This window comes from Mucilaginibacter oryzae (assembly GCF_003148845.1).
Classification (GTDB): domain Bacteria; phylum Bacteroidota; class Bacteroidia; order Sphingobacteriales; family Sphingobacteriaceae; genus Mucilaginibacter; species Mucilaginibacter oryzae.
Genome location: NZ_QGHA01000015.1, coordinates 1 through 25,159, shown reverse-complemented (window position 1 = coordinate 25,159; position 25,159 = coordinate 1). Strand labels below are relative to the sequence as shown.

Here is a 25,159-nt window from a genome sequence, read left to right as displayed (position 1 = left end):
GCTTTTTTAAATTATTTGTAGGGCATTACTTAGCTTTACAAATAATTTAAAAGTATAATGTCAATTGCGGGCGAGGTTTCTACTGAAGAAAAAATAATAGAGGCGGCGAGGAATATCTTTACGAAAAAGGGATTTCTGGCAACCACCATACGTGATATTGCGGCTGAAGCCGACATTAATGTCGCCTCGGTGAACTATTATTTCAGAAGCAAGGAAAAGCTTTTTGAGTTTATCATGAACGAATCGGTCTCCCGGCTCTTCAATAAAATCGAGCCGGTTTTAAACAATAGGCAGCTGACGATTGATGAAAAGATCCGGATATGTGTTGGCCATTATATTGATAATGTGCTCGAAAATCCTGATTTTATTTTCTTTACCGTTAATGAAGTGATGAGCGGGAAGCTGCATAACCTGGCTATGGTGAATAAAATGAAATCACTCGAACAGTCGCATTTTGCTGACCAGCTCAAGGAATTGCATGCAACGGGAAAAATTGACTTTCACCCGGTGAATATTTTATGGAATATTACCGGGATGATCTTTTTTCCTTTTTTAACCCGGCCCCGCATGCTTGATTCAGATTACTTTAATTCAGACGAATTTACCAGTTTGATGCTGGAACGGAAAAAGATGATTCCTTTATGGATAAGCCAGATGATCAGTTGAGGTAAAGAGTTTCCTTTATTTTAATCGGTACGCGTTAAGCGGAAGTTCTATAAATTGGATGCAAGCCTTACTTATTCTCCCTCACCACATCAAGCAACCAGGTAAACAAACCGATAAACCCTGCAATAAACAAACCAGCTCCGGCGCCACGGGCAATATCGTCCCATTTTTCGGCTGGGCCGCTGGGGATGGCCATCCCGGCCGAAAACAGTATGGTGCCTATTAATAAAAGATAAACAGAGCGTTTTGCTTTATTTTTCATCGGCCTAAATTAAAAAAATCATTTTTTAATTCTGTATTTTTGCAACCTCTTAAAAACGAGGTGAAATAATAGATGTACAAGGAATATAAGCAGTTAAACTTATCGCAAACAGGCAAAGAGATACTGGACTTCTGGAAACAGAAAAATATCTTCGAAAAAAGCATCACCAGTCGTCCGGCCGGTAATCCATATACTTTTTATGAAGGCCCGCCGAGCGCCAACGGCATGCCCGGTATTCACCACGTAATGGCGCGTTCTATTAAAGATATCTTTTGCCGTTACAAAACCCTTAAAGGTTACCAGGTAAAACGCAAAGGCGGCTGGGATACCCATGGTTTGCCTATTGAGCTTGCTGTTGAAAAGGCTTTGGGCATCACTAAAGATGACATCGGCAAAAAAATAAGCGTTAAGGATTATAACGACGCCTGCCGCAAGGAGGTAATGCGCTACACCGATGTTTGGAACGACCTGACCGAAAAAATGGGTTACTGGGTTGACCTGAACGATCCGTACATCACCTACAAAAACGAATACATTGAAAGCCTTTGGTGGATCCTGAAACAGCTGCATAATAAAGATTTGCTGTATAAAGGCTACACCGTGCAGCCATACTCGCCAAAATCGGGCACCGGCCTCAGTTCGCACGAACTGAACCAGCCGGGTACCTATAAAATGGTGAAGGATACTACCATTACCGCCCAGTTTAAAGTTAAGCGCGATCAGGATTCGGAATTTTTGTTTGAGGGCGTAGATACTGATCTGTTTATCCTCGCCTGGACAACCACCCCCTGGACGCTGCCTTCAAACTGTGCCCTTGCCGTTGGCGAGGAAATTACCTACGTTAAGATCAGCACCTTTAACCCCTATACCTACCTGCCGGTTTGCGTAGTACTGGCTAAAGACCTGGTTAAAAAATATTTTAAGGCCGATGGCGAAAACGCTTCGTTTGCTGATTATAAAGGCGGCGATAAGGTGATCCCCTGGAAAATTGAAGCAGAGGTGAAAGGCAGTCAGCTGGTAGGCATCCACTACGAACAGCTGATGCCATATGTAACCAATGCCGACCTGGAGCAAAACGCATTCCGCGTAATCCCTGCCGATTTTGTTACTACCGAAGATGGTACCGGCATAGTACACACCGCATCAATATTTGGCGCGGACGACTTTAGGGCCTGTAAAGAAAATAACGTACCATCGGTACTGGTAAAAGACGAGAACGGTAAAGAGGTGCCGTTGGTTGATAAACAGGGCCGCTTTGTGGCCGAGGTTACCGATTTTGCCGGTCGTTACGTTAAAGAAGAATACTACACCGAGGCCGAGCGCGCCGAAGAAGGTTTTAAGCCAACCGACGTACTCATCTCGATCAAATTAAAAACCGAGAACCGCGCGTTCGACGTTAAAAAATACGAACACAGCTACCCGCACTCCTGGCGCAGCGACGAGCCGATATTGTACTATCCGCTTGATAGCTGGTTTATCCGCACCACCGCGGTGAAGGATAAAATGGTGGAGCTGAACAAAACCATCAACTGGAAACCGGAATCGACCGGTACAGGCCGCTTTGGTAACTGGCTCGAAAACCTGGTTGACTGGAACCTTTCGCGCTCGCGCTACTGGGGCACCCCGCTGCCTATCTGGCGCGAAGAAAACGGTGCAGAAGAAATTTGCATCGGTTCGATAGCCGAACTGAATGCCGAAATCGAAAAATCCATCAAGGCAGGCTTTATGCCCGAAGGTTTTGTGCTGGAAGATATGCACCGCCCATATGTTGATGATGTGGTTTTAGTATCATCAACCGGTAACAAAATGTTCCGCGAGCCCGACCTGATCGACGTTTGGTTCGATTCGGGTGCCATGCCTTACGCGCAATGGCACTTCCCTTTTGAGGGTCAGGAAGAGTTTAAAAACGCCTATCCTGCCGATTTCATTGCCGAAGGTGTTGACCAAACCCGTGGCTGGTTCTTTACCCTGCATGCCATAGCCGTTATGCTAAGCGAAGCCAGCGACGAGATCAAGGCCGTTAACGAGCAGGTGGGTAACCAGGGTATCGCGTTTAAAAACGTAGTATCAAACGGCCTGGTGCTGGATAAAAACGGCAACAAAATGTCTAAACGCTTAGGCAACGCTGTTGATCCGTTCGCAACCATCGAAAAATATGGTGCCGATGCCGCCCGCTGGTACATGATCAGCAATGCGTCGCCCTGGGATAACCTTAAGTTTAACGAGGAGGGTATTGACGAGGTAAGGCGTAAGTTTTTCGGCACCCTTTATAACACGTATTCGTTTTTTACGCTGTATGCCAATATCGATAAATTCACTTACAGTGAAGCAGAGATCGCGATCGGCAAACGGCCTGAAATTGACCGCTGGATCATTTCGCTCTTAAACACCTTAAGTAAAGACGTTGACGCTTACTATGCTGATTTTGAGCCGACCAAAGCTGCCCGCGCCATCCAGGAGTTTGTGGATGTGCATTTCAGCAACTGGTTTATCCGCTTAAGCCGCCGCCGTTTCTGGAAGTCGGACGATTCGGAAGATAAATTATCGGCCTACCAAACATTATATACCTGTTTAATCGCTATCAGCAAACTGATGTCGCCAATAGCGCCCTTCTTTGCCGACAGGTTATATTGCGATTTGAACGCCGTTACCGGTAAAGAACCATTTGAATCGGTTCATTTGGCTTACTTCCCGGAGTATAACAGCGAACTGGTTGATGCCGAGCTGGAAGAGCGCATGCAGCTGGCACAGGATATTTCATCATTAACCTTGTCGTTACGTAAAAAGGTGAATATCAATGTGCGCCAGCCATTAAGCAAAATTTTGTTGCCGATACTGGATAAAAGCTTTAAATTACACGTTGAGCAGGTTAAAGACCTTATCTTGTCTGAAACCAACATTAAAGATATTGAGTACATAACCGATACCGCCGGCTTTATCAAAAAGAAGATTAAGCCAAACTTTAAAGCCCTGGGCCAAAAAGTGGGTAAGGATATGAAGGCCGTTGCCGAAGCTATCAACAATTTCACCCAGGATGATATCGCGGCCTTAGAGGCAAACGGCAATATCGGCGTGTTGGACGGCAGGTATGAGATCCAGGTTGCCGACGTGGAAATTATTGCCGAGGACGTGCCCGGATGGCAGGTTGCAAATTTAGGCAAACTAACCGTTGCCTTAGATGTTACCATATCCAACGAATTGAAACAGGAAGGGATCTCTCGCGAGCTGATTAACCGCATCCAGAACCTGCGTAAGGCAAAAGAGTTTGAAGTAACCGACAGGATCAGCGTAAACATCAGCAACGCCGCATTTTTAGGCGAAGCTGTTAAAAACAATTTGTCCTATATTTGCGCCGAAATTTTAGCAGATAACATACAGCTTGACAACGAGTTAACCGGGGGTGAAACTGTTACAATTGATGAACAAGAAATATTGATCGCTATTAGTAAAGTATAATGAAACCAGAACAAGAAAAAACCAGATACTCTGAAGCTGACCTACAGGAATTTAAAGGGATCATCCTTGAAAAAATGCGTATTGCCCGCGAAGAGTTAAACTCGTTGGCTACATCATTAAGTTCGCCTAATGCTAACGGCACGGATGATACTGCCGGTACCTACAAAACATTAGAGGATGGTTCGGCCACACTCGAAAAAGAGCAGATCAACCAGTTGGCTGCCCGTCAGAAAAAATTTATAGAGCAGTTGGAAGCCGCCCTGGTACGTATTGAAAACAAAACCTACGGCGTGTGCCGCGAAACCGGCAAACTGATCCCTAAAGAGCGTTTACGTGCCGTGCCGCACACCACGCTTTCGATGGAAGCTAAATTAAAGCAATAAATGAAGGCTGCTTATACCAAACCTTTTCTTACAGCCGCTTTCATTATCCTTGCCGACCAGATCATTAAAACCTGGGTGCACCAGCACATGAACCTCGGAGACGAAATACGTCTTTTGGGTGACTACGGCAAATTACATTATACCGAAAACAACGGTATGGCCTTCGGGATGGAATGGGGCGGCGATACGGGTAAGTTGGCTTTAACGCTTTTTCGTATTGTGGCGGTTGCGGGTATAATTTATACACTCATTTTTTTAATAAAACACAAGTACCACCGCGGCCTCATCATGAATGTGGCCCTCATCCTGGCCGGCGCTACGGGCAACATCATCGATTCGACCTTTTATGGCTTGATGTATAAATATGCCCCCATATTTCACGGCAGGGTGATCGATATGTTTTATTTCCCGCTGTTAAAGGGCACATATCCATCCTGGTTCCCTTTCTGGGCAGGACAGACATTCGAGTTTTTCAGGCCCGTATTTAACCTGGCCGATGCTTCGATCTGCGTAGGCGTAATAATGATATTACTGTACCAGAAACGCTACTTTAAACATGAAACACCCGAAGTGGCCAGCCCCAACAGCGAAATGGTTGAAGAGTGATTAGTTATAAACATAATATATAAAAAAAGCCGCGATAAGCGGCTTTTTTTGTTGAACTCACTGGTGAATTTTGCTCTAAAAATCCACATATACCAACTTACAAACCTGTTTACTGCTCCGGTTGGCATCGGTAACCACCAACGCACCTTTTTTAAACAGCGCTATACCCTCCCAGTTATTTTTAAACCCATCAAACGAGCGTAGGTACTTCCATTTGCGGCTTTTAGCGCTATCCAGCATAACAATAGCGGCGTAGGTGTTTTTTTTCAGATATTCAGGATCGGTTTTCAACTTCTCCCCCAACTCCGGGATGGTTTTAATGATTGATGCCTCCGGTGATTTCACCCATTGATTGTTGAGATAAGAGTTATAATCGCCATTCCAGAAATAATTGATCCCATAAATGTGGCCGTCATCCGCGGCAGCGAGATCCGTTATCCTGAAATATAAAAATGGTGCTTTTACCTTTTCCGGAGTTTTGGTGAACGAGGTATCGATCAGATATCCGCAACCGCCGTTGGGCATGGCATTAAATTCATAATATGCCAGCAGCTTATTTTCTTTAGGCAGATAGGTTACCGCTTCAAAACCGGCATTGCTGATGGCAGGGTATCTCCGTAAGGAAATGAAATGCACAGGATCAATAATCACTTCGTTTTTAAGGGTATCAAGCTTACCTTTCAGCAAAAAGCAGTACCGATCTTGATCCGCTGTTTCGATAGAAAGAAAAACAGTGTTGTTTACAATGCTTATGGCCTCAAAACCTTCGTATCTTGCTTTTATGGAATCGGCCAGCAGGTTTAAATTTTTTACGCTGATGGTTCGATATGTCGTTAACGAAGTATCCCGTCCCTCAATAACCCTGTTAACACTGTCGGTAAGGATGCTGTACAAATTAAATACGCCATCAAGCTTGCTTTCCTTATGATCGCCGTATTGAGGTTCGAGGTAGAGACGGTTGCCGTAGATGGTCATGCCCGAAAACTCTTCGTTTAAACCTGCGATGTCTTTAGGTAAGGGAATGTTTTTGTAGATGCTTTGGGCATTTGTAGTTAAAACAATAAATGCAACTATAATGAATAACAGTATTAATTTACGCATGGCTTTTGGTGATGTTAATCAATAAACCTATTCATTTCACGCTAAACCGCTGGAAACTAACAGGACAACAAGATATATAAATAATTTATTTGAGATGGTTTAAGCTGCATAAGCATCCGCCCAAATAGGCAATCTAAAGATAACCATTTTAATATTGCTCAAACGATAACAAGTATGGAAGAGAAACTTCGGGGGAAATGATGATCGATACCAAAAAACGGCTGGTAAATATCGCTCGTTTAACATAAGCATCAGCCAATACTTTGCCTTGAACACCAATTACACGCCAACTTATCCATCCAACTTCTCCAAAAACTTCTCCGCGTTACTCAAATGCTCCTTCTGCTTTTCCGCCGGCATTTTATCAAAGGTTCTCACCAGCATGCCTAACCGGGGGTTTTGCTGAAAAAAGTCGCGGTGCATGTGCATAAACCGCCAGAAAAGGCCGTCCCAGGTTTGCTGCCAGGGGCCCTTTTTCCAATCGCCCATTTTCAGCAGGTAATTACTGCCGCTAATGTAGGGCTTGGTGGTCATGAGGCCGCCATCGGCAAACTGAGTCATGCCGTAGGTGTTGGGCACCATCACCCAATCGTAACTATCCACATACATTTCCATAAACCAGCGGTACACATCATCCGGATCAAACTCGCACAACAAAAAGAAATTGCCCATCACCATTAACCTTTCAATATGATGGTTGTACCCTGTAGCCAGTACTTTTTTAATCACCACATCAACCGGGTGGATGCCGGTATTCCCTTCCCAAAATGATGGCGGGATGCGGCGCTTAAAACCCCAGTAATTTTTAGTGCGTTGCTTTACACCTTCGCGCTCATAAACAATATGGATAAACTCGCGCCAGCCCATCACCTGCCGTATAAATCCCTCCAGCGAGTTGAGGGGGATGTCGGCGTCGGCCGTTATTTCCAGCGCCCGGTTAATTACCTGCTGCGGATCAAGCAACCCGATATTAAGCATGGGTGTTAAAACCGAATGGTATAAAAAACTTTCATTAGCCACCATCGCGTCTTCATAAATACCAAAGTTATAAAGGCGGTGCTTTAAAAAATTATCCAGCCATTGTTCCGCTTCCTGATATGTGGTTGGGTAAAACCCGCCCATATTACCAAACGGCGAGGCAGTGCTGCCATAATTACCGGCAAAGTTTTTATCTACATACTGTCGCGCTTCCTTTAAAAACCCGTTTTCGGCGGGGACATCCAACAATGGCACTACGCCGTTTTTGGGGAATTTAAGCCGGTTTTCGGTATCATAGGTCCACTTACCGCCAATGGGCTTACCATCGGCCTCCAGCAGTATATTTCGCTGCTTACGCTGGGCCGTATAAAAATCTGTTTGAAAATAGGTTTTCTTTTTGTCGAAGAAACCGGCTACCTCCTCCACACTGTTTAAAAAATTGGGGCTGCTGTGTTTGTTAAGCGCTATATTGTATTTAGCGCAGGCCTGGTTTAACCGCAGCTCCAGCCAGTTATCTGCAGTGTCGGCATAGTAAATATGTGTGATGCCGTTTTTAGCCAGAGCAGCAATCAGCGCCCGCACATCGGCAAGTGGTTGCCGGGCATCAATATAATTTACGTTGATATGTTGTCCGGCTAACCAACCGGCATAAAACTTCATGGATGCGCGGTGCAGCACCAGTTTCTTTTTGTTGAAGTTGTACTGGTTAAAAAACAAGGTTTCCTCAACCAAATAAACCGGCCTTGACGGCCTTACCTGCGGGTGATGTTTAAATAGCTGGTGCGGAAAAATGAGGGTGATGCTGCTTTGTTCCATGTATTAAACAATAATCGCGGTAAAAGATGTTGGCTTATAAGCGTTGAGTAAACAAGCTAAACACCGGGTTTTAAATTTAGTTTAAACCGAAGCGGGTTTTCGCTCTTCCCCACCGTAAATTTTAATGGCTTTGCTTAACAGGTCTTCTGCAATGTGGTATTGTGCCGGGCAATGGTCTTTATCGGTAATTTTAAAGTCGCCTTCTTCGTTCTTCTGCATGTGGAAGCGGTGGGTAACACCCTCGTGCTGTACATACACCTGGAACAGCCTTACCTCGCGCACATGCATGGTTACAAAATCAAACTCGGCACCTTCTGCTTCAACTTTAAAATTTTTCATAGTGCAAATGTAAATACACAAATGCTATATTATTAATCCGTAAACTAAACTTATCTTTAACCTTATGGATCAAACCAGCCTCATTGTCATCACCATTATTGTTTTCATTATAGCTTTCGCGGCTTTCAGGCTGTTTGATGTTAACAAAAAAAAGCAGAGGCTGCAACTGGAGCGATCTGCCAGGATATTGCCGCTTTATAATAAAACGGAAAGCCGTGAAGGCCTTACTGCCGAAGATGTGTTACCCTTTGCCCAAAACCTGCTTACCCGCTATGATACCTTTTTGTATTTGAAAGAGCTTATGTTATTGGATCTTTTTCCGCAAGAGTATTTTACCCTGATAAAAGGCGCTGAAAGCTCGCTGGCTCAATGGCTGGAGTTTCCTACCGAACTGGATGCGTGTCCGGATGAAATTGAGCATGTTAAAAGGGTTACAATTGATTTTGACGGTCGCGGTAATTTTATCCATTACGAGGTATTTAAATACCGGGTTTACGCGCCGCATTGGGCCAACGGCAACTGGATACTGGGCGTTGTCGGGCCGTTTTTTGACGATAGCCAGCCTTATGACTTTCCGGCTGCTACTTTTAGCCGGGTAAGCAGCACGGTAGATACCACATCGCCGGAGGAAGAGGCAATGTGGGTGCATAAAAATATCGCGATGCGGAAGCAGTAGGAAAATTATTTGTACTATTAGATATTATTGGAATTGCTTATCCGTTTTAAACAGCAACCAACAAACCAAAACCTATGCCTCAATTACGCGCTATGCTCAGTAAATCCTTCGTTATTTTAGTTCTTTTCTTTGCATTTAATCCATCCTACGCCCAGGTAAAATTTCGGGGCGATATGGAAACTATCGACCCTGCCCGCCCGTTTCCTGCCGGATGGACATACCTCGCCGATGTGGCCGATATCTATAATTTCAAATTAGATAGTGTTATTAAACAGGAAGGCAAATATTCCGTATCCATCAGCAACAAGGGCAAGGATATTGACATAGGCGCCACTGGCTTTAATATCCCCGCAACATTTAAAGGAAAAGAAATTGAATTACGCGGTTATCTGAAAACAGAAAATGTAGATGGCTGGGCAGGCTTCTGGCTCCAGGTTACCGGTACCGAAGCCGGCGACGATATGAGCAATCAAAAAATAAAAGGCACCACCAACTTTACCGAATACAGCATTAAACTGCCTTATAACGATAAGATTGCCACCAAAATTGTAGGCGGTGCACGCCTTATAGGTAAAGGGAAAATTTGGGTTGATAACGTGCGCCTTTATATCGACGGGAAACCGATAAATGAGGCTGCACCAAAGCAAATAGTGCTTGCCAAAGCCGAGCGGGATACCGTTTTTAACAAAGGCTCGGGCATAAACGATATCAAATTAACGCCGCGCAAACTGCTTAATTTAACTATGCTTGCACAGGTATGGGGTTTTATAAAGTATCACCATAGCGCGGTTTCGGTGGGTAATGTAAATATGGATGCCGAATTGTTCCGGGTAATGCCGGGTGTGTTAAAAGCAAATGATGATACCACGCTAAGTAAGGTACTTGAACAATGGCTTGACAGGATTGGCACATTTAACCCCTGCCCTACCTGCAAACCGTACAGAGGCAACACCGAGAGTATATTGCCCGATTACGGAAACCTTTTTGACCGCTCCGTGCTCAGCCCTTCGCTTACTGCCAAACTAAGTAATGTGCTCAATTATCATGATGTTGAAAATTTTTACATCTCGTTCCCCAACGGGCCGGTTTTTCAACACGAACAGGATTACGCGCTGATGAAATATCCGGATGCGGGCTTCAGGCTGCTTTGCCTTTTCAGGTATTGGAACATGATCAGGTATTTTTACCCTTACCGCCATTTAACCGGTAATTGGAACAAAGTGCTGCCTCAATTCATCCCACAGTTTATAAATGATAATAACGCGCAGCAATATGTTTTAACCACGCTCGCCCTTATTTCCAGCATCCACGATACCCATGCCGATCTGTGGACTACGCCCGAACTTGAAGCTTATCGCGGTAAGTACCTAACACCCTTCACGGCTAAATTTATACAAGGTAAACTGGTAATTACGGGTTATATAGCCGATAGCGACATAGTACGTAAAAGCTTTAAAATTGGCGATGTTATTACATCGATTAACGGCCAGCCCGTTGCCGCGCTCATCAAAAAGTATTTACCTATAACTTCAGCCTCCAATTATCAAACCCAGCTGCGCGATATGCCTTTAAAATATTTGCTGCGCAGCAACAACCCCAACTTTAAAATTGGTATACAAAAACCCGGTGTAGACAAACAGGGTTCTATACGCGCCATTATATCCGGCCACGCAAATTTTGAAAAATTAGCAGACAGCAATTACCAAAAACCAGCCTACAAGCTCATTAATAACAATATTGGCTATTTATACCCCGGCAGGTATCATAACCGCGACTTGCCTGTTATAAAACAACTATTTAACGGCACCAAAGGGATTATTATAGATATGCGTTGCTATCCATCAGAAACCGTTCCTTACTGGTTTATACCTGTTAGCAAAGCCGGTATACGCCCTTTTGTTAAATTCAGAACGATGGGGCTTTTGTCGCCTGGCTTAATGGAGATTAGCGCCCCGCTCTCTATCCTTGTTGAAGATAACTACAAGGGCAAAGTTGTTGTTATTGTAAACGAAGCCACGCAAAGCGCCGCCGAATACACCACTATGGAGTTTCAAAGTTCGCCTGATGTAAAGGTGATTGGAAGTATAACCGCGGGGGCCGATGGCGGCGTTGCTTCGATCCTGCTCCCCGGAGGCCTCCACACCGGTATATCCGCTTTAGGAGTATTATATCCCGACGGTACTGAAAGCCAGCGTAAGGGTGTAAAAATAGATGAGCACATCGAACCAACCATAAATGGAATCCGCGCCGGGCGTGATGAGCTGCTTGAAAGGGCAACAGCTATAATCAACGGTAAATAAAATCGTTTTATGTCATCGATACATTTAAAACCAGCGCTTTATCATTTTGTGATATTATCTTAACACCTCTTTGCAATAAAAAGTGTAATTTTAGGTCTTCTTAGCACGGTTGACTAACCGCAAACTATAATTTAATTGGGTATGAATGCCATTCACAATAAAGATATTGGGACCAAGCAAAAAGCACTGGCCATTAATCTTAACCCCGAAATTTATGGCTCATTTGCCGAAATTGGCGCCGGCCAGGACGTAGCAGCCAACTTTTTTAAAGCAGGTGCATCATCGGGCACCATCGCCAAAACCATGTCGGCTTATGATATGCTTTTTTCTGATGCCATTTATGGTGTGCAGCAAACACGGCGCTATGTAAGCGAACCCCGCCTGATGGCCATGCTCGCCCACGAATATGGCCTCATTATGGAGCGCCTTGGCGCCCAGCGTGGCGATACTTCAACGTTTTTCGCTTTCGCGGATACCGTATCGGCGCTTAATTACAATAAAACCAACGAAGGGCACGGCTGGATGGGTGTACGCTTTCAGCTGGAGCCAAACGGGCAGTATAATGATGTGATCATCCACGTTAAGCTGCTGGATAATGATAACAACCTGCAGCAGCAGGCGGTAGGCATATTAGGTGTAAACCTGATGTATGCTTGTTTTTATTACAATGAAATTCCACCGGTTTTCCTGCTTTCGCTGATGGATAACCTCTCGCGCGACAGGATCCAGATCGATATGATCCGCTTTGAAGGCCCTAACTTTACCAAGGTAGATAACCGCCTGATGAGCCTGCACCTGGTAAAGTACGGTTTTTCGGATGCCGCGCTGTTTGGCCCCGATGGAAAAAACCAGCAGCCATCCGAAGCTTTATATAAAAAGCACCTGGTAATGGTACGCGGCCGTTTCCGCCCGGTTATTAATGTGCATATGGATATGCTCAATACCGGCGTAAAGCAGTTTTTGCAGGAACCCGATGTAGACAAGGATAACGTAGTGGTAGTTACCGAACTTACCCTACAGGCTTTAAAAGAACGCAATGCCGATATCAATGCCGATATTGACGAAAAGGATTTTCTTGACCGTGTAGATATCCTTTGCTCATTGGGGCAAACGGTAATGATCTCCAATTTTCATGAGTATTATAAGCTGGTGGCCTACCTTTCAAAAATCACCAAGCTTAAAATGGGCGTGGTGCTGGGCTTCCCTAACCTCGAATACATATTTTCTGAAGAGCATTATAAAGACCTTCCGGGCGGCATCCTCGAATCATTCGCTACGTTGTTTAGCCGCAAGGTAAAACTGTTTATTTACCCAACCCTGCGCGACGGCGTGATCTGGAATTGTTTACGCTTTTACTTACCGGCCCACCTCATTGATTTATACCGCTACCTGATAGCCAACAACAAAATTGAAGATATCAGGCACTATAATGAAAATAACCTGAATGTTGATACCGATAATGTGCTGCAGCTTATTAAGCAGGGAGCCGAAGGCTGGGAGCAATTTGTACCGCCGGAGGTAGCAGCCATTATTAAAGATCGCTGCCTGTTTGGCTATGCCTGCGAATCGCCGGAGGTGCTTGCCCAGCAAAAGCTGGCTGCCGAAAAAGAGGCCGACCCGAGGACGGAGATAGATATCGCTTAATTTTAAGGCGATAAAACGGTAAGGCCGGTATTTTTGCCTGGAGATATCTTTCTCATTCATGCTGTTTTAAAAGGGAAAGGTATCGTGGTTTAAACCACGCGTTTTATACCGCTTCAACGGTCAATATTTCAGCTTCGCCGGGTTAATTCATTACAGTTGTAATGAATTCAATTAGCTTTACCTGATGGATAACACCGAAAAGCGTATTTGTTTATACAGTTCATTACTAATTGGGCTGATGGTAAACTCGGGCAAACTACTGGCCCTGCGCGAAAACGGTATTGTTGCCCACTACTGGAAGTTTAACCTTGCCGAATGGTGTTTCCAGGCTTTTTATAACGCCGCTTTTTGCTGTCTCATCTTCTACCTCAATATAAAACCGGGCGGTTATTTGTCCGTTTATCGAGATCAAAAACGTTATTGGGCGTACTTGTTTTGCAACGCGCTTGTTGCTTTGGTAAGCCTGGTAACAGGCTTAATTATACAGCGTGCCTGGTTTGGATATGATGGCGTTCCGGGAGGGCTGGCCGCGGGTTATTTTACACGATTTGGCATTAGCTGCATCCTGATTGTTATATTGATCAGGATCGTTTTTTTACTTCGCCAAACCAGGCAAAAAGATTTAGAGAACGCCCGGTTAAAAACAGCCTATATGGCTTCAGAACTTGAATTGCTGAAAGAGCAAATGAATCCGCACTTTCTGTTCAATTCTTTAAGCAGCCTTTCGGCCATCATTGCAGAAGATCCGGCTATGGCGCAAAAATATCTGAAGGAATTATCGAATGTTTTCCGGTATGCCCTCGTTCGCACCAAAGTGAACCTCGTTACTGTAGCCAATGAGCTAACCATGCTCCGCTCGTTCGCGCAACCGGTTACTATGCGGCTCGAAAAAGCTTTCAGGCTGAACATTAATGTAGATTCCGCTTACCTCTCCTATCAGCTGCCCCACCTTTCGCTGCAGCCCCTGCTCGAAAACGCGGTTAAGCATAATGCCGCCACACTTAACGATCCGCTTGTTGTAAATATCTATGTGTTTAACGGTTTGCTGGTGGTTAGCAACAACCTGCAGCCAATATCTTCGCCCGAAAACAGCACCGGCATCGGGTTGGCCAACCTAAACGAGCGTTTTAAAATAATGACGGGTCGGGAAATTGAGATCATTAAAACCGCAGATGACTTCATTGTTAAACTACCGCTTAAAGTATGATATCGCCACGTGTTGTAATTGTTGAAGACGAAGCGGCCACGGCCCGCGCGCTGATCCGCACCCTAAAACAGTTGGATGAGGGTATAATTATAGCAAGCACCCTGCCATCGGTTACCGAAAGCATTAATTGGTTTACAGGCAACGAGGGCCTGTACGACCTCGTTTTTATGGATATACGCCTGGCCGACGGCGTATCGTTTGATATATTTAAGCGGGTAAGCATCAGCAAGCCGGTGATATTTGTCACAGCCTATAATGATTATGCCCTGCCCGCTTTTAAAAACAACGGTATTGATTATGTACTGAAACCTTTTGATGAACAGGAGATTGAACGGGCACTGCAAAAGTATCACAACTTCTTTTCAAAATCACAACCCGCAACAGTTGCTCCTGATATGGAGGCTCTGCTTGCGCAGATTAGCCAGCTTACCCGATCTTACAAAAAATCATTCCTGGTCCATTTTCGCGAAAAACTGATCCCGGTAGAGGCTAATAAGATAGCCTGGTTTTATACCGCCAACGAAATTGTTTATGCGCATACCACCGATAGCCGCCAGTACATCATGGAGTTTACGATGGAACAATTGGAGCAGCAACTTGATCCGCAGCTGTTTTTCCGGGCAAACCGTCAGTTTATTATTAACCGCGATGCCATAACCGAAGTTGATTTTTATTTCAACGGCCGCCTGGCCGTTAAAATCAATCCCGAACCTGCCGAGCGGATCCTCATCAGCAAAGCCCGCGCACCCGAGTTTAAAAGCTGGATGAACAACTAAACACTTCATCCCCTTCTTTTTCAGCCTCACCGGGATTTGCAGGTCTCGGAGTGGGTTTGCTGTGTACTTTTATTCCTGTTGCCTTGCAACTAAAATAAAAAATGTCATTTCGATAGAGCAGCCGGGAGGATTCCGAGCATTGGGGCGAAAGAGAAATCTTCTACGCCTTGCATATCCGCCTAACAGGGCGTAGAAGATTTCTCCTCACTCTCCCGCGCCACCCTTCGCAGTTCGTCGAAATGACAACGGGTTAGAATTTAAAACACTAAAAAATGAAACACCACATAGGTCCATACCGAATATACATCCTGTTATTTCTCCTGGTACTGATCTCTACCGAAATTATCTGGAGCTGGAAAAAGGAGCGCCACGCTTACGAGGTAAAAGAAACGCTGGCCAACCTTGCTGTATTTGCCGGCTTTCAGTTTTCCAAGTATATTTTTGCAGGGTATCAGCTCGCCGTTCTTGGCTTTTTTGCCGCCTTATCGCCCATCAAATTACCACATAACGGTTGGATATTTCTGCTCACTTTTATCACTGCCGATTTTATTTACTACTGGTTTCACCGCGTATCACATGTTTGGAAACCGCTTTGGGCTTTTCACCTAATCCACCATTCGGCAATGAATATTAACCTTACGGCGGCTTATCGGTTAAACTGGTTTTCGGCCATTGTTAGTCCGCTGTTTTTTATACCGGCGGCATTGCTTGGCTTACCTACCAATTTTATTGTGATATCGTATGTGCTTAACCTCGGCTACCAGTTCTTTTTACATACAGAGGCCATCGGCAAGCTTGGCGCTATTGAAAAAGTGATGGATACGCCATCATCCCACCGGGTACACCATGGCAGTAATCCTATTTATATTGATAAAAACTTCGGCGGCGTATTCATTATCTGGGACAGGCTTTTCGGCACCTATCAACCCGAAACCGAACCTGTACGTTACGGTTTAACTACCGGTTTTTTAAGCCATAACCCTTTCAGGCTGGTAATGCAGGGGTTTATCAATTGGGTTAAGCCTAAAACTTCGCCTTGTGGAAAAGTCAGTTCAACCCCTCCTTTTTCAGCTTCGCCGGAGATATAAAAACCTGGCTATCAAATCGGCGTCAAACCTATAAATAACATTAAAAACCAAACATCATGAAAAAGATCATTTTAATTATCTGCCTCGCCCTTGCAGGCATTGTAAAAACAGAAGCGCAAACACGCGTGATTGTAAGGCGACCTGTTCGCCGTGTAGTAGTGGCTCCGGCACGCACCGTTATCGTTCGCCCGGTTAGGCGCGTGGTAGTGGCCCGCCCGGTTGTAGTAGCCCGCCGCCGGGTAATAGTAGTTCATCATTAATAAAACACATAAACCAATTAACAAGCAACATCATGAAAAACACATTTAAAACCAAAGCAGTATCGGGCGCATTGGCTATAGCAGCCATTTTAGCACTTAGCTTAAACTCCTGCAAAAAGGATAACGCCTCCGGCACATCAAACACCACAGTTACTGAGGCCGATGCCGCCGAACTGGCCACCAATGCCATTATACCGGCCAGCGGCGGGTTTGTAGTGCAGGTTAACAGTTCGGTAACTATTTATAAAAACGTTAAGCTTAGCTGCGGCGTGGCTAAAGATTCGTCCATCACCAAATCAAGCGTAGCGGGTTCCAGTCAGGCATATAATTATTCGTTAAACTGGAATTACCTGCTCAATTGCTCGGGCGCCGTACCTAATGATCTTACTTTCAACTTTAGCGGCCAAAGCCAGTATGATGGCCCTCGTATGGCATCGAACGATAACAGTACCGGCGGCTTTGTTCTAACCGGTCTTGCACCAACCGCGTCCGCTTATATACTTAACACAACCTACACCCGCAACGGCAGCCAAACATCCCGCATCGGCCGTAATTACTCGTTCACCAGTACGCTCAGCATTAAATCGAGCAATATCAATGTTGATAAAACCACACTCAAAATTTTATCCGGAACGGCTGCCGTTGCTATCAGCGGTGCATCATCATCGGGCAAAAGTTTTAACTTTAATGGCACCATCTCGTTTAAGGGCGATAACAAGGCTACCCTCATTTTAAACAGCGGGGCATCATACAATATTCAATGGTAAGCAATATGAAAAAGATATTAGGCATAACAATTTTAACATTGGTCCTTTTTGCGGGCCGCCCCGCGATGGCGCAAACCGGAGCCGACCTGAAAAATAAAACACCCGAACAGCGCGCCCAATTTCAAACCGAAATGATGACCAGCAAACTGAAGCTCAATACTGATCAGCAAACCAAAGTGCAGGCCATCAACCTCAAATACGCCCAAAAAATGGAGCCAATTATTAAGGGCGATGCCGGTCGGTTGCAAAAGTTTAAGCAGGCAAAAGCCCTGTTAAAAGATAAAGACAATGAGCTGAAAGCCGTATTTACCGCAGATCAGTTTAAGCAATACCAGGATTTTGAGGCCGAAATGCGGGAGAAGATGAAGGAGAAAATGGGGAGTTAACCCTCTTGTCATGTTGAACGCAGTGAAACATCTTCTTCGCCCTGTATAACCGATATGCAACGCGAAGAAGATCCTTCGTTCCTCAGGATGACAAACGAGAAGCCTTTCTTTTACAAATAAATCACGATATGAAATTAAGATCACTATTTCTCTTCTTGATAACAATCTATTCCACCGCAACCCGGGCCCAAAACAATTTTACCAACGTTGATACCTGGCTAAAAGATAACGCCGCCGAAATGGGCGGTCGGGTTGTGCTGGTTGTTTATAAAGACGGCAAACTGATTTACAACCATGCCGAAAACAACATGAACATCAAACAAAAATTTGTTGCACGTTTGATAGCCCGCAAACAAGGTAAAAAGGCCGAGTTGGATGACTTTAACAGCACATCGAAAATAGCTATTGCCAGTTGCAGCAAATGGCTGAGCGCCGCATTGGTAATGACCTTTGTTGATGAGGGCAAACTGAAACTTACCGATACGGTTGGCAAATACCTGCCCGTATTGTCGCAGCATGGCAAAGGAATGATTACTATAGGCCAGTGCCTATCGCACCAAACGGGTATTAAAACCCCGCCATTAAAAGAAAGCCTGGAAGAGATGCGGCAGGACAACTTTATGGATGATGCCATGGCCGATATTGCGGCCCTGCCTATGGAAGGCACCCCAGGTAAGGTATTTCACTATAGCAACGCCGGGCTGCAAATTGCCGGTGCTATCCTCGAAAAAATAAGCTGCAAAAGTTTTGAATCGCTTTTTATCGAGCGCATTGCTCAACCACTTGGCATGAAAAACACCGATTTTGGCCATGCTAAAGTTGCCTTGCCCGCTGGCGGCGCTTACAGCACCCCCGAAGATTACCTTAACTTTTTAACCATGATCATGAACCGGGGGGTATATAACGGCAAACGGATTTTGAGTGAAAGCAGCATATCTCAAATGCAGGTGAACCGTATTACACCCGATGTTAAAATAGCCTACTCTCCTGCCGAGGCCGGTGGGTTGGGTTATGGATATGGTGAGTGGGTGTTTGATGCGCATACGGTGAGCAGTCCGGGGTTATTCGGGAGTTTTCCATGGATAGATAATGATAAGCATTACGCGGCCTTTATGCTTTGTTTTTATATTAAAAGCGATGGCCGCCAGCAGCGCTACAAGGAGTTGAAGCAATTGGTGGATGAAGCGGTGAAATAGTATTTTTGCTGCCATGAAGCTTTACATCAAAAACATGGTTTGCCGTCGCTGTAAAATAATGGTGAAAAGCGAACTGGAAAAGGCCGGCCTGCACCCGCTCAGCATTGAGCTTGGCGAGGTGGAACTGGAACAGGCCCCGGCCGATGCTCAGCTTAAACAGCTAAGTTCATCATTATATGAATTAGGCTTTGAACTCATCGATGATCAGAAAAGCCGCCTTATTGAGCAGATCAAAACTTTAATTATCGAACAGGTACATTATGCCGATGGGCAGTCTCCATTAAAACTTTCGGCGGTACTTACCTCAAAGCTTAATTACGATTATGGTTATCTCAGCAACCTGTTCTCGGCTGTTGAGGGCACTACTATCGAGAAATATCATATAGCCCAAAGGGTTGAAAAGGTGAAGGAGTTGCTGGTTTATAATGAGCTAAGTCTTTCGGAAATTGCATTTCAATTGGGGTATAGCAGTGTGGCTTATTTATCCAGCCAATTTAAACAGGTTACAGGGTTAACGCCATCGGCATTTAAAGCTTTACAGGGTGGTAAGCGGAAGAATTTGGAGGATATATAAATATTGACACGAATGCTTGCCCAAAATCAATTCGTATAATTCGATTAAATTTTCATCAACGCGCTAAGCATTCGTGTCCATTCGATTACATTCTAATCAGCCTTCCAGGCATTCGTGCTAAAATGTAAATCTTATAAATCATACCCATAATCCTGTAACATCTACCCTCCCATCCCGCGGTAATTTTGTGTCAACAAACAATAAAATTACCATGACACATACTTATAACATCACCGGGATGACCTGTACCGGTTGCCTGGCTAAAGTTCAGGACCTTTTACAACAGGTTGCCAATGTTGAAAAAGTTGAGATCTCGCTGGCCGAAGGCACTGCCGACATCAGCATGAAAAAACATGTAGCCACCGCCGATCTGCAACAAGCCCTCGCAGCCTATCCTAAATACCAGCTTAGCGAAGCCGAAAACCATCACCACCAGATGAGCGCTGGCCTCACCACCGACGAAGAAAACCGCACATGGGTACAAACCTATAAGCCCATCCTGCTCATTTTCGGTTATCTTTTGGCGGCCTCACTAATAGCTGGATACCAGAGCAGCTTCACTATCATGACAATGATGCGTATTTTTATGAGCGGCTTTTTCCTGATGTTCTCCTTTTTTAAACTGCTCGATATCCGGGGTTTTGCCGATAGTTACAGTATGTATGATATTGTTGCCAAACGCTGGAAAGGATGGGGTTTTGTATATGTTTTTGTTGAATTGGGTTTGGGGATATCTTTCGCACTTGATCTGGCTCCGGTTATTGTTAACGCTATAATGGTGGCGGTAATGAGTATCAGCCTTATTGGCGTGCTGCAAAGTGTGTTTAACAAACAGCACATCCGTTGCGCATGTTTGGGCGCTGTGTTTAATTTACCAATGAGTACGGTGACTATTATTGAGGATGGATTGATGATTTTGATGGGGGTTGTGATGTTGGGGTTAATGTAAAATAGATCAACAAAACATCCGATCGTCATTATAAGGTAAGAAGCAATCGCACGCAGGCAGGTACGCCCTGTATAGTTCGCGATTGCTTCGTACCTCGCAATGACGACTTTCAGTAATAAACGTTTCGATCTAAGTATTTTATCTTATCACATCCTGAACCGCAGCGCCACCGACCTCCCCAGGGCCTGGGCAAATTCGGGCTCAATTAGCGGACCTTCACCTGCCTGTACCCAAACGCGGCGGGCATCTTTTTGCAGGATGATCTTCTCGCCATTTAATAAAATTTCAAGTTCGCTTGTGGCAGGGGTAATTGGCGAGGTATTGAGCTGATACACGTAATCAGTATCATTAAAGGTTATTCGTAGTGGCAGTCCCATCTTTATCTTCTCTGGCAGTAAACATACATAACCCCGGTTTCAAAAACAATATCCCCGGCAATGCATCAACCATCATCAATTATAAAAAACTACTATACAGGCCATTAATTTAAAAAAAGTTTATGCTGCCAACTGATACTCAATCGTCCGGATCAGACTGTTTATGCCGAAAGGTTTATGTAATATGCCATCAGGAGCGCCTTTATCGTGTAAAACAGCGTCGCTGTCGTCACCGTCCGAACAGATGATCACAGGCAGCTTGCGGGTTGCTATATTAAGTTTGATGAGTCTGCAAACTTCCTTGCTATCCATACCGGCCTGTTCGGTATCCAGTATCACCAGATCCGGGTGGCTGGCTTTAATATGGTCAAAAACCAACTCGGCCCGGGTTGAAAAGATCGCTTCATATCCGTGATGATAAAGAATGTAACTCATTACTTCTATCATCAGTTCATTATCTTCCACTATTAAAATCTTGCGGGCCATGTTATTCCTCCTCTCTGTAACCTCGTATTGCAAAGCCCATGCCATTGATTAACTTAGGGTTAGCGTTGTTATACGCTCAAGAAAAAGTGTCCGGATTAATTGAGTTTCTGTAATGATATTTTAACAATTATCAGCTAAATGTTTAATCACAATTGAACTGTTTTGTTACATTTGGTTTTCATTAAACGTTTTTGCGCCCCGAAAAATGGATAGTATCAATATTAAAAAACTCGCGAAAGAGCTCAATATATCCACATCAACCGTATCAAGGGCATTTAACGGGAATACTGATATTAACAAGGATACCAAGGAACGGATACTGGCCTACGCCAAACAGCATAATTATTTACCCAACCACTACGCCAGTAACCTGCGCGATAAAAAAACTAACACGCTCGCGGTTATCGTTCCGGAAATAGCCAACGATTTTTTCTCGCAGGCCATAAACGGTATTGAGGAAGTAGCCCGAAAAAAGGGGTTTTATATTTTGCTTTACCGTACGGATGATGTTTTTGAAAAAGAAGTATCATTTGTAAACTACCTGAACAATGGCAAGGCCGATGGGATTATCATGTCGGTATCGGGAGAATCCAGCGATCACAATTATATGCGCCAGCTGGAAAAGAAACATGTGCCCGTGGTTTTTTTCGACAGGGTTTATGAAGACATCGACGCGCCAAAGGTAACTACCAATGATTATGACGCCAGTTTTTCGGCCACCGAGCACCTCATTAAAACAGGCTGCAAAAAAATAGCCTACCTGGTGGTAAATAAAAGTATTTCGATAGGTAAGGTGCGCATGCAGGGATACCAAAACGCCCTGGCTAAACATAAAATACCTTTTGACGACAACCTGGTGATTGATTGCAGCAACGACGAAAAGGTTAACTATAAAATATTGAAAAAAGTGCTACAGGAAATTAAACCCGACGGCATATTCAGCTCGGTTGAGCGTTTAGCTTTCGCTACGTATTATGTTTGTAATGATCTCGGAATTTCAATCCCGAACGATTTAAAGGTGATCAGCTTTTCGAGCCTCAGGGTAGCCCCGCTATTGGCTCCTGCCCTCTCCACCGTAACGCAGCCTGCTTATGAAATGGGCGTTAAAGCCGCCACGCTGCTTTTTGAAGCGCTGGAAAACAATGGCAATGGCGTAGCAAAAAAAGAGCACGTATTAAAGTCGAAGCTTTATCTCCGTACATCGTCTTTTGGTTCATAGCTTTGTTGGATCATAGTTGATAGATCATGGTTCATAGAAGCGCCTCTGTACCAAAAAAAGGCGACCGGACCGATCATCCAATCGCCTTTTTTTATCACCATGAACCATCAATTGTGATCCATGAACAAAAAGTTTAGGCCTCAATAAACAACTCGCTTTGCGGGCGGCGTACCTTGGTCATTTTGCTGTAAGCATCATCTTCGGCACGAAAGCCAACCGCTGCAATTACAGAGGTTGTTAAACCTTTTTCTTTTAAGCCGAGTATTTCATCAAACTTTCCGGCGTCAAAACCTTCCATCGGGGTGGCATCAACACCAATTGCCGCGGCTTCGGATAATAAAACACCTAAAGCGATATAGGCCTGCTTGTGCGACCATATTACCTTTTGCTCATCAGTGCGGCTGGCCAGCGTACCTAATACCATTTGCTCGTAACCGCTAAGCGCCTCACGGGCGATGCTACGGGTTGAGGCAACCAGGTCGATATATTTTTTACCGAAATCTTCGTCAAGATTGGTTAATGAGGCAAAAACGAATAAAGCTGAGGAATCAGTGATCTGTGCCTGGTCATAACCAACCGCGCGCAGCTTTTTGCGGGTTTCCGGATCCTGAACCACGATCACCTTAAATGATTGCAGGCCTAAAGATGATGGCGCCAACTGGATAGCTGTTTTTAATGAATCCAGTTGCTGCTGATTTATTTTTTTATCGGGATCGTATTTTTTAACTGCTGATCTCCACTGTAATTTCTCTACTATTGACATGATTGTTCTCTTTATTGCTTTGTTAGAACAAATTTAAACGTTTAAACATGCAAATTCAGACATGGAATTGTAAAGAGAATCGGTATCGTGTCGAATTTGTCCTTACTTACTCGCTCAGGTCACGGGATTAATAATTACTTTGGGTCATTAGTGTCCATTAAAAAACAAAGATTGTTCTTTGAAAATATTGATAATCTATTAGTTAAGGGCAAATTTGTTGCGTGACGATTTGAATTGATTACGTTAGTGGGTTAACCCGGCTGATATGAACCAAGGCAAATATGTATTCTCCCAATTATCCGCATTTCTTCCCCAACGTGTATTTGACGGGATCGTAAAGAAATATGATGGCGATAAATACGTAAAACATTTTTCCTGTTGGAATCAGTTGTTATGTATGTTGTTCGGCCAACTTACTAATCGGGATAGCTTACGCGATTTGATCATTACACTGGAAGCCCATAGTAAAAAGTCCTATCATTTAGGGCTTGGAAAAAGCGTAACACGCAGTAATCTTGCGAAAGCCAATGAAAACCGGGACAGCAAAATATTCGAGGAGTTCGCCTATCACTTGATTGGCATTGCGCGGAATAAACGAGCTAATGAAGATTTTGAGGTAAAAGGCAAGATACATAAAGTCTAATATTTTTTTACAATTAGATAAAAAATTGTAACTTTCTCGCATGAGCAGAGTAACATTAAAAATAGAGAATTACACATCAGAGGAACTACGGTCTTTATTAAGGAAAGACGAAAAGTATCAACAAGCCATCAGATTATATGCTTGCTATCAGGTATCGTTGGGGAAACTCCCCCAGGAGCTTGAGGCGGTTTATGAAACATCCTTTAAGTCAATTTGCAATTGGGTTCATCGTTTAAATAATGGAGGAGTAGAAGCTTTGGTTGACAAACCGAGACCTGGAAGAAACAAGCGTCTTACAGAAGATGAACTACAATCGATAAAGGCCATATTGTTAAACAAACAACCTGAAGATTATGGGTTTAACAGTGCAACATGGACAGGTCCTTTGTTGATTGAACTGATCAGGAATTCGTATCATGTCGAATACAAGAAAGCGCAGATCTATAACATTCTAAAGAAGTTGGGTTTGACCTTTCAAAAAGGAAAGGGTATTTATCCGGAGTCAGGAGACAGGGAATAAAAGGTAGATACGTTAAAAAAAACTTCTGGAAGCACGAAAAGCTGATTCAGTAATCGTATTTGAGGATGAGGCAAGCTTATCGAACATGGCAACTGTTTCGTATATGTGGTCGGAAAAAGGCAAGCAACCAAAGATCAATCAAAAGCAAAGAAAACGGGAAAGGAAAACGTTATTTGGTTGCATAGAGCCTGAAACCGGGATTGTAGTTGCCGACAAAGCCGATAAAGGCAACACCGCCAGCTTTTTCAGTTTCTTATTACTTGTGACTAAGGCATATCCGGGGCGTAAAGTACTCATGGTATTGGATAATGTACCTTATCATCATGCCAAAAGGCTAAAGCCTATTTTAGAAAGATACAAACACAGAATGGAATTATTGTACCTCCCGCCATACTCGCCAGACCTCAATCCTATCGAAAGGGTTTGGTGGTATATGCGTAAAAAAATCACACATAACAGATATGTACAAACTCTGGATGAAAGACTCAAAAACTTTGACCGCTTTATCCGGGATTTCCAGGTAGAAAATGAAACCGGAAAAAATCTTGCTAAACTAATTGTAAATATATAGTGGACTTTATATATATGCGTTTGATTCATCTACGATAGATCTTTGCTTAAGCGTATTTTGGTGGGCGAAGTTTCGTAAAACAAAAGGAGGAATAAAGATCCACGCACTGTTTGATATTAATACCCAGATACCAGCCTTTATACACATCAC

Annotated in this window: 27 protein-coding genes and 1 pseudogene; 21 read left to right on the top strand and 7 right to left on the bottom strand. The window is 44.1% G+C overall.

Going from position 1 to position 25,159, the window contains the following annotated elements; genetic code table 11:
* The first annotated feature begins 57 nt into the window (after nucleotides 1-57).
* The gene (locus tag LX99_RS22895) at nucleotides 58-666 is read left to right on the top strand and encodes a TetR/AcrR family transcriptional regulator (RefSeq protein ID WP_109610026.1); all 609 of its coding nucleotides are present in this window, start codon (nucleotides 58-60) and stop codon (nucleotides 664-666) included.
* 67 nt (nucleotides 667-733) lie between these two features.
* Here LX99_RS22895 and LX99_RS22890 read toward each other — a convergent pair whose 3' ends face one another.
* The gene (locus tag LX99_RS22890; RefSeq protein ID WP_022832891.1) at nucleotides 734-928 is read right to left on the bottom strand and encodes a hypothetical protein; all 195 of its coding nucleotides are present in this window, start codon (nucleotides 926-928) and stop codon (nucleotides 734-736) included.
* 72 nt (nucleotides 929-1,000) lie between these two features.
* Between LX99_RS22890 and ileS the strand changes: the two genes are divergently transcribed.
* Genes ileS through LX99_RS22875 form a run of 3 tightly spaced genes read left to right on the top strand, consistent with a single transcriptional unit; the run spans nucleotide 1,001 to nucleotide 5,373 of the window.
* Nucleotides 1,001-4,384 carry an isoleucine--tRNA ligase gene (ileS, locus tag LX99_RS22885; RefSeq protein WP_109610023.1) on the top strand — a complete coding sequence of 1,128 codons (3,384 nt, stop codon included), beginning with the start codon at nucleotides 1,001-1,003 and terminating at the stop codon, nucleotides 4,382-4,384.
* Nucleotides 4,384-4,767 carry a TraR/DksA family transcriptional regulator gene (locus LX99_RS22880; protein WP_109610021.1) on the top strand — a complete coding sequence of 128 codons (384 nt, stop codon included), beginning with the start codon at nucleotides 4,384-4,386 and terminating at the stop codon, nucleotides 4,765-4,767. The genes ileS and LX99_RS22880 overlap by 1 nt, the downstream gene beginning before the upstream one ends.
* Nucleotides 4,768-5,373 (top strand): lipoprotein signal peptidase, encoded by a 606-nt coding sequence (locus LX99_RS22875; protein WP_109610019.1) that lies wholly within the window; start codon nucleotides 4,768-4,770, stop codon nucleotides 5,371-5,373.
* 75 nt (nucleotides 5,374-5,448) lie between these two features.
* Here LX99_RS22875 and LX99_RS22870 read toward each other — a convergent pair whose 3' ends face one another.
* From LX99_RS22870 to LX99_RS22860, 3 genes are all read right to left on the bottom strand, one after another.
* Nucleotides 5,449-6,474, bottom strand: coding sequence for a hypothetical protein (locus tag LX99_RS22870; protein ID WP_109610016.1), 1,026 nt, complete (start codon nucleotides 6,472-6,474; stop codon nucleotides 5,449-5,451).
* A 291-nt stretch (nucleotides 6,475-6,765) separates the two neighbouring features.
* Entirely contained in the window at nucleotides 6,766-8,268 is a 1,503-nt protein-coding gene (locus LX99_RS22865) for a cryptochrome/photolyase family protein (protein ID WP_109610014.1), read from the bottom strand.
* Nucleotides 8,269-8,349: 81 nt separating this feature from the next.
* Nucleotides 8,350-8,607, bottom strand: coding sequence for a hypothetical protein (locus LX99_RS22860; protein ID WP_022831147.1), 258 nt, complete (start codon nucleotides 8,605-8,607; stop codon nucleotides 8,350-8,352).
* 64 nt (nucleotides 8,608-8,671) lie between these two features.
* Between LX99_RS22860 and LX99_RS22855 the strand changes: the two genes are divergently transcribed.
* From LX99_RS22855 to LX99_RS22800, 12 genes are all read left to right on the top strand, one after another.
* Entirely contained in the window at nucleotides 8,672-9,283 is a 612-nt protein-coding gene (locus tag LX99_RS22855; RefSeq protein WP_109610012.1) for a hypothetical protein, read from the top strand.
* A gap of 74 nt (nucleotides 9,284-9,357) precedes the next feature.
* Complete coding sequence (locus LX99_RS22850) at nucleotides 9,358-11,583, top strand: S41 family peptidase (protein ID WP_109610010.1); 2,226 nt, start codon at nucleotides 9,358-9,360, stop codon at nucleotides 11,581-11,583.
* A 141-nt stretch (nucleotides 11,584-11,724) separates the two neighbouring features.
* Nucleotides 11,725-13,227 (top strand): TonB-dependent receptor, encoded by a 1,503-nt coding sequence (locus LX99_RS22845; protein WP_211319079.1) that lies wholly within the window; start codon nucleotides 11,725-11,727, stop codon nucleotides 13,225-13,227.
* A 184-nt stretch (nucleotides 13,228-13,411) separates the two neighbouring features.
* Nucleotides 13,412-14,434 (top strand): sensor histidine kinase, encoded by a 1,023-nt coding sequence (locus tag LX99_RS22840; RefSeq protein WP_109610008.1) that lies wholly within the window; start codon nucleotides 13,412-13,414, stop codon nucleotides 14,432-14,434.
* A complete protein-coding gene (locus LX99_RS22835; RefSeq protein ID WP_022831151.1) occupies nucleotides 14,431-15,210 on the top strand; it encodes a LytR/AlgR family response regulator transcription factor in 780 nt (259 codons plus the stop codon). Before LX99_RS22840 ends, LX99_RS22835 begins: the two co-directional genes overlap by 4 nt.
* A 272-nt stretch (nucleotides 15,211-15,482) precedes the next feature.
* The gene (locus tag LX99_RS22830; RefSeq protein WP_109610006.1) at nucleotides 15,483-16,298 is read left to right on the top strand and encodes a sterol desaturase family protein; all 816 of its coding nucleotides are present in this window, start codon (nucleotides 15,483-15,485) and stop codon (nucleotides 16,296-16,298) included.
* A 56-nt stretch (nucleotides 16,299-16,354) separates the two neighbouring features.
* Complete coding sequence (locus tag LX99_RS25420; protein WP_146203199.1) at nucleotides 16,355-16,558, top strand: hypothetical protein; 204 nt, start codon at nucleotides 16,355-16,357, stop codon at nucleotides 16,556-16,558.
* A gap of 32 nt (nucleotides 16,559-16,590) precedes the next feature.
* Nucleotides 16,591-17,325 (top strand): hypothetical protein, encoded by a 735-nt coding sequence (locus tag LX99_RS22820; RefSeq protein WP_109610002.1) that lies wholly within the window; start codon nucleotides 16,591-16,593, stop codon nucleotides 17,323-17,325.
* Nucleotides 17,326-17,330: 5 nt separating this feature from the next.
* Entirely contained in the window at nucleotides 17,331-17,711 is a 381-nt protein-coding gene (locus tag LX99_RS22815) for a hypothetical protein (protein WP_146203198.1), read from the top strand.
* A gap of 128 nt (nucleotides 17,712-17,839) precedes the next feature.
* Nucleotides 17,840-18,907: a serine hydrolase domain-containing protein gene (locus LX99_RS22810; RefSeq protein ID WP_109609998.1), complete on the top strand. Its 1,068-nt coding sequence runs from the start codon at nucleotides 17,840-17,842 to the stop codon at nucleotides 18,905-18,907.
* A 13-nt stretch (nucleotides 18,908-18,920) separates the two neighbouring features.
* A complete protein-coding gene (locus LX99_RS22805; protein ID WP_109609996.1) occupies nucleotides 18,921-19,481 on the top strand; it encodes a helix-turn-helix domain-containing protein in 561 nt (186 codons plus the stop codon).
* A gap of 211 nt (nucleotides 19,482-19,692) precedes the next feature.
* Nucleotides 19,693-20,430: a heavy-metal-associated domain-containing protein gene (locus LX99_RS22800; protein ID WP_109609993.1), complete on the top strand. Its 738-nt coding sequence runs from the start codon at nucleotides 19,693-19,695 to the stop codon at nucleotides 20,428-20,430.
* A 146-nt stretch (nucleotides 20,431-20,576) separates the two neighbouring features.
* Here the strand turns inward: LX99_RS22800 and LX99_RS22795 are convergent, their stop codons facing one another.
* Complete coding sequence (locus LX99_RS22795; RefSeq protein ID WP_109609991.1) at nucleotides 20,577-20,807, bottom strand: hypothetical protein; 231 nt, start codon at nucleotides 20,805-20,807, stop codon at nucleotides 20,577-20,579.
* Nucleotides 20,808-20,927: 120 nt separating this feature from the next.
* Nucleotides 20,928-21,338, bottom strand: a complete 411-nt coding sequence (locus LX99_RS22790) for a response regulator (RefSeq protein WP_109609988.1) — start codon at nucleotides 21,336-21,338, stop codon at nucleotides 20,928-20,930.
* Between the two features lie 160 nt (nucleotides 21,339-21,498).
* On the opposite strand from LX99_RS22790, the gene LX99_RS22785 reads away from it, so the two are divergent.
* Nucleotides 21,499-22,512 (top strand): LacI family DNA-binding transcriptional regulator, encoded by a 1,014-nt coding sequence (locus tag LX99_RS22785; RefSeq protein WP_109609986.1) that lies wholly within the window; start codon nucleotides 21,499-21,501, stop codon nucleotides 22,510-22,512.
* 133 nt (nucleotides 22,513-22,645) lie between these two features.
* Here LX99_RS22785 and LX99_RS22780 read toward each other — a convergent pair whose 3' ends face one another.
* Nucleotides 22,646-23,275, bottom strand: coding sequence for a nitroreductase family protein (locus tag LX99_RS22780; protein WP_109609984.1), 630 nt, complete (start codon nucleotides 23,273-23,275; stop codon nucleotides 22,646-22,648).
* A 265-nt stretch (nucleotides 23,276-23,540) separates the two neighbouring features.
* Here LX99_RS22780 and LX99_RS22775 point away from each other — a divergent pair, with 265 nt between their 5' ends.
* The 4 genes and pseudogenes from LX99_RS22775 to LX99_RS26170 form a co-directional block, all read left to right on the top strand.
* Nucleotides 23,541-23,918, top strand: coding sequence for a DUF4372 domain-containing protein (locus LX99_RS22775; RefSeq protein ID WP_109609981.1), 378 nt, complete (start codon nucleotides 23,541-23,543; stop codon nucleotides 23,916-23,918).
* 40 nt (nucleotides 23,919-23,958) lie between these two features.
* Nucleotides 23,959-24,438 carry a helix-turn-helix domain-containing protein gene (locus LX99_RS22770; RefSeq protein ID WP_109609978.1) on the top strand — a complete coding sequence of 160 codons (480 nt, stop codon included), beginning with the start codon at nucleotides 23,959-23,961 and terminating at the stop codon, nucleotides 24,436-24,438.
* Nucleotides 24,439-24,463: 25 nt separating this feature from the next.
* Nucleotides 24,464-25,009 (top strand): IS630 family transposase, encoded by a 546-nt coding sequence (locus LX99_RS22765; RefSeq protein WP_109609976.1) that lies wholly within the window; start codon nucleotides 24,464-24,466, stop codon nucleotides 25,007-25,009.
* Nucleotides 25,010-25,022: 13 nt separating this feature from the next.
* A pseudogene (locus LX99_RS26170) lies at nucleotides 25,023-25,159 on the top strand (IS4 family transposase); the annotation flags it as partial.

Bases quoted from the DNA above. Each gene is read 5' to 3' on its own strand.
- LX99_RS22780 (WP_109609984.1), bottom strand. From the start codon at position 23,275: ATGTCAATAGTAGAGAAATTACAGTGGAGATCAGCAGTTAAAAAATAC.
- LX99_RS22800 (WP_109609993.1), top strand. From the start codon at position 19,693: ATGACACATACTTATAACATCACCGGGATGACCTGTACCGGTTGCCTG.
- LX99_RS22895 (WP_109610026.1), top strand. From the start codon at position 58: ATGTCAATTGCGGGCGAGGTTTCTACTGAAGAAAAAATAATAGAGGCG.
- LX99_RS22815 (WP_146203198.1), top strand. From the start codon at position 17,331: ATGAAAAAGATATTAGGCATAACAATTTTAACATTGGTCCTTTTTGCG.
- LX99_RS22845 (WP_211319079.1), top strand. From the start codon at position 11,725: ATGAATGCCATTCACAATAAAGATATTGGGACCAAGCAAAAAGCACTG.
- LX99_RS22795 (WP_109609991.1), bottom strand. From the start codon at position 20,807: ATGGGACTGCCACTACGAATAACCTTTAATGATACTGATTACGTGTAT.
- ileS (WP_109610023.1), top strand. From the start codon at position 1,001: ATGTACAAGGAATATAAGCAGTTAAACTTATCGCAAACAGGCAAAGAG.
- LX99_RS22810 (WP_109609998.1), top strand. From the start codon at position 17,840: ATGAAATTAAGATCACTATTTCTCTTCTTGATAACAATCTATTCCACC.
- LX99_RS22775 (WP_109609981.1), top strand. From the start codon at position 23,541: ATGAACCAAGGCAAATATGTATTCTCCCAATTATCCGCATTTCTTCCC.
- LX99_RS22785 (WP_109609986.1), top strand. From the start codon at position 21,499: ATGGATAGTATCAATATTAAAAAACTCGCGAAAGAGCTCAATATATCC.
- LX99_RS22835 (WP_022831151.1), top strand. From the start codon at position 14,431: ATGATATCGCCACGTGTTGTAATTGTTGAAGACGAAGCGGCCACGGCC.
- LX99_RS22875 (WP_109610019.1), top strand. From the start codon at position 4,768: ATGAAGGCTGCTTATACCAAACCTTTTCTTACAGCCGCTTTCATTATC.
- LX99_RS22880 (WP_109610021.1), top strand. From the start codon at position 4,384: ATGAAACCAGAACAAGAAAAAACCAGATACTCTGAAGCTGACCTACAG.
- LX99_RS22805 (WP_109609996.1), top strand. From the start codon at position 18,921: ATGAAGCTTTACATCAAAAACATGGTTTGCCGTCGCTGTAAAATAATG.
- LX99_RS22855 (WP_109610012.1), top strand. From the start codon at position 8,672: ATGGATCAAACCAGCCTCATTGTCATCACCATTATTGTTTTCATTATA.
- LX99_RS22790 (WP_109609988.1), bottom strand. From the start codon at position 21,338: ATGGCATGGGCTTTGCAATACGAGGTTACAGAGAGGAGGAATAACATG.
- LX99_RS22820 (WP_109610002.1), top strand. From the start codon at position 16,591: ATGAAAAACACATTTAAAACCAAAGCAGTATCGGGCGCATTGGCTATA.
- LX99_RS22770 (WP_109609978.1), top strand. From the start codon at position 23,959: ATGAGCAGAGTAACATTAAAAATAGAGAATTACACATCAGAGGAACTA.
- LX99_RS22840 (WP_109610008.1), top strand. From the start codon at position 13,412: ATGGATAACACCGAAAAGCGTATTTGTTTATACAGTTCATTACTAATT.
- LX99_RS22865 (WP_109610014.1), bottom strand. From the start codon at position 8,268: ATGGAACAAAGCAGCATCACCCTCATTTTTCCGCACCAGCTATTTAAA.
- LX99_RS25420 (WP_146203199.1), top strand. From the start codon at position 16,355: ATGAAAAAGATCATTTTAATTATCTGCCTCGCCCTTGCAGGCATTGTA.
- LX99_RS22830 (WP_109610006.1), top strand. From the start codon at position 15,483: ATGAAACACCACATAGGTCCATACCGAATATACATCCTGTTATTTCTC.
- LX99_RS22870 (WP_109610016.1), bottom strand. From the start codon at position 6,474: ATGCGTAAATTAATACTGTTATTCATTATAGTTGCATTTATTGTTTTA.
- LX99_RS22860 (WP_022831147.1), bottom strand. From the start codon at position 8,607: ATGAAAAATTTTAAAGTTGAAGCAGAAGGTGCCGAGTTTGATTTTGTA.
- LX99_RS22850 (WP_109610010.1), top strand. From the start codon at position 9,358: ATGCCTCAATTACGCGCTATGCTCAGTAAATCCTTCGTTATTTTAGTT.
- LX99_RS22890 (WP_022832891.1), bottom strand. From the start codon at position 928: ATGAAAAATAAAGCAAAACGCTCTGTTTATCTTTTATTAATAGGCACC.